Below are 2,912 nucleotides of genomic sequence, written 5' to 3'. Positions count from 1 at the left end.
ATGTGGTTCGATCCCGAACCCGGCCGGCCGAACTCGCTGGCGCCCGGCAAGCGTTGCCTGACCAACTACACGCCGGTGCTGGCGCAGGCGCCGGGCGGCCGCCGCTTAGCACTCGGCGCCTCCGGCGGCCGCCGTATTCTGCCGGCGGTGGCGCAGCTCCTGTCGTTCGTGATCGACTATGGCATGGACCTCGACGCCGCGATCCATCAGCCGCGGATCGACGCCAGCGAAGGCGAGGTGGTGATCGGCGATGTCCGCCTGCCGGCTGCGACGCGCGAGGCGTTGCGCCAGCAGTTCGATTACGAAGAGGCGCGGGTGCAGACCTTCCCGATGAAATTCGCCTGCCCCAGCGTGGTGCTGCGGCACGGAACAACGAATAGCGGCGCGACCGAAATCGCCCAGCCGTGGGGCGACGCCGTGGCCGAAAGCTAAAGCGGCACGAACTTCGCCCGCACGCATCTGACTTAGGCCGGCACCGCCTCGGGCGCTGACCGCGCCCGCGCAGTCGTCGTGCGCTCGGCACGCGACCTCTGCTCCGGCGGCTTCATCGGCTTCGGGCCGATCAGATCATCGTCGTCGATGCCAAGCTCCGCGCCATCGAGCGAGCGATACGCCGCCACATGGGCATCGAGCTGGGCGGTGCCGAACGTGCGTCCATCCTCGTCGGTGATGACAACGTCCCAGCCCTCGCTCTCCCAGATCCGCGCCTTGGCGAACGCCACCAAAACACTGTCGCGCACGCAGCGCATCTTCTCGTCTTGTCGAATGGCTGTGATGGTGTAGGGCAAGTCGCGATTCCTCGTGAACGAGGATTGCCGATACCCCGCAGCTTTGACCGCAATTCGCCGCCATAATGGCGATTTCGGGCTGACGGAACCGGCTGTGGACATCTCGCTGTCGGGCCACGATGCTCGATATGATTCCCGAGCCGACTGCGATCTTGCCGGGGCACGACGCAGACGTTGAAACGACCATCGTTTTCCGGAAGGATTGGCCATGTCTCCCGTCTCGCTTCTGCTGAATATCCTTTGGATCGCGCTCGGCGGCTTCTGGATGGCTGTCGGCTGGGCGGTTGCGGCGGTCATTATGGCGATCACGATCATCGGTTTGCCGTGGGCGCGCGCGGCCTTCAGCATCGGTGTCTACACGCTGTTTCCGTTCGGCCAGACGGCGGTGCCGCGGGAAGCCGTCACCGGCCGCGAAGACATCGGCACCGGCCCGCTCGGGGTGATCGGCAACGTCATCTGGCTGGTGTTCGCCGGCTGGTGGCTCGCCATCGGGCATCTCATCACCGCCGTTCTGCTCGCCGTGACGATCATCGGAATCCCGTTCGCCTGGGCCCACCTGAAGCTCGCGGGCATCGCGCTGTGGCCGATCGGCAAGGTCATCGTCCCGATCGACGACCTCGGCCTCAGAAGGTGACGCAGCCGTCGCCGCTGTCACACCCGTGGCACACCGCCACCGCCGCAACTCTCCCCGCGCCCTGCTGCACACGAGACGATTCGAAACCTGACGCCGCGACCTCAGGCTTACCCCTTTGAGAAAATTTCGCTTTTCTCCCCCGTTGCCGATCCGACTGCGATCGGCTACAGGAACGGGGCACGCACCCGTAGCTCAGCTGGATAGAGCGTTGCCCTCCGAAGGCAAAGGTCACACGTTCGAATCGTGTCGGGTGCGCCAGCGTGTGCGTTCCCCATCCACCATTTTTTTAACAAGCGTGGGAAGCCCGAAGTGCCTCTAACCGGAGGCACAAAAGTTGAAAATACAAAGAATTCCGCGCTTTAAGGAGCGCTCAGACGCTAGGCTTCAGCCGAACAATTCGGGCTGGAGTGGCGTGGTGACTTCGTTCACGTCTAACATTTCGTCCAACAAAACGTCCAACAGCGGGGGGTGTCATGCCTGACTTCCTCACCCGCCGTAATGGCATGTGGCACTTCGTGCGAAGGGTCCCGCTCGAATTCGCGGCTCTGGACCGGCGCGGCATCATCCGGCACTCCACGAGGGTGCCGGTGTCAGCCGACCGCACGGGCCGAAGGGCCATCCGGGTCGCCATGCGTCTCAATGCCGAACTCGAGGCCCACTGGCACCAGTTGGCCGGGGACCAGCCCGACGACGCGATGAAGGGCTATGACGAGGCGCGGCGGCGTGCCCGCTCGCTCGGCTTCGAATACGCCGACGGCGAGCAAATCCTAGCGTTTCCGTGGGAGAAGCGCATGGAGCGGATTGAGGCCCTTCTCACGCGCGGGCTCGAAAACGACAGGGGCGCACGCGCCGCACTGCTCGGCACGCAACCGCGCCCGTCGTTCATGCTCTCGAAGCTCTACGAAGAGTATGAGACCGCCACCAAGATCGAAACGCAGAATTTCTCCCCCAACCAGATGCGGGTCTGGCGCGGCGGGCGAATGCGCGTGGTGCGTGAATTGGTCGACCTCGTCGGCGACAAGCCTGTGACCGAGCTGACGCAAGACGACGGCCTCGACTACAGCGAATGGTGGCGTGAGCGTGTCATCACCGGGGAGACCAACGCAAAGTCAGCTAACAAATCGATGGGGATGCTGAGCCGCATGCTCAAAGAAATGAGCATCCGTCGGCGGCTCAATCTGCCTGAGATATTCAAGGGGCTCCGGCTACGGGGAGAGGTCGATAACCAGCGTCAACCCTTCGAGACTGATTTTGTCCAAAACAGGCTGTTGGCCGAGGGTGCGCTTGCGGGACTGAATGAAGAGGCGCGGCACGTTATCTATCTGCTTGCGGATACGGGCCTGCGGCCGTCGGAAGCCGTGAACCTCCAGGCTCACGCTATCCACCTCGACGCTCCGATCCCCTATGTTGAGGTGTTACCGGATGGCCGGGTAATGAAAACTGAGGACTCGCGCCGTCAGACCCCGTTGGTCGGTGCGGCATTGGCCGTG

At 63.7% G+C, this 2,912-nt stretch carries 4 protein-coding genes and 1 tRNA gene; 4 read left to right on the top strand and 1 reads right to left on the bottom strand.

The features are described 5' to 3' along the window. Positions 1-432 (top strand): gamma-glutamyltransferase (locus DYI24_RS24450; protein ID WP_205523667.1); only part of this gene is annotated, 432 nt, incomplete at its 5' end. A gap of 32 nt (positions 433-464) precedes the next feature. On the opposite strand, the gene DYI24_RS24445 is transcribed toward DYI24_RS24450, so the two are convergent. Then, positions 465-788, bottom strand: a complete 324-nt coding sequence (locus DYI24_RS24445; RefSeq protein ID WP_164574164.1) for a hypothetical protein — start codon at positions 786-788, stop codon at positions 465-467. 208 nt (positions 789-996) lie between these two features. Here DYI24_RS24445 and DYI24_RS24440 point away from each other — a divergent pair, with 208 nt between their 5' ends. The 3 genes from DYI24_RS24440 to DYI24_RS24430 form a co-directional block, all read left to right on the top strand. Beyond that, a complete protein-coding gene (locus DYI24_RS24440) occupies positions 997-1,422 on the top strand; it encodes a YccF domain-containing protein (protein WP_119018490.1) in 426 nt (141 codons plus the stop codon). 181 nt (positions 1,423-1,603) lie between these two features. Then, positions 1,604-1,680 (top strand) — tRNA-Arg (locus tag DYI24_RS24435). A gap of 215 nt (positions 1,681-1,895) precedes the next feature. Next, the coding region (locus tag DYI24_RS24430; protein ID WP_164574163.1) for a site-specific integrase at positions 1,896-2,912 on the top strand (1,017 nt) is incomplete at its 3' end.

The organism is Rhodopseudomonas sp. BR0C11 (assembly GCF_010820945.1).
Lineage (GTDB): Bacteria > Pseudomonadota > Alphaproteobacteria > Rhizobiales > Xanthobacteraceae > Rhodopseudomonas > Rhodopseudomonas palustris_H.
The sequence above is the reverse complement of the archived record's forward strand: the minus strand, read 5'-3'. Positions and strand labels throughout refer to the sequence as shown.

What these genes read in the sequence shown, in the direction of transcription:
- DYI24_RS24440 (WP_119018490.1), top strand. Translation starts at nt 997, where the DNA reads ATGTCTCCCGTCTCGCTTCTGCTGAATATCCTTTGGATCGCGCTCGGC.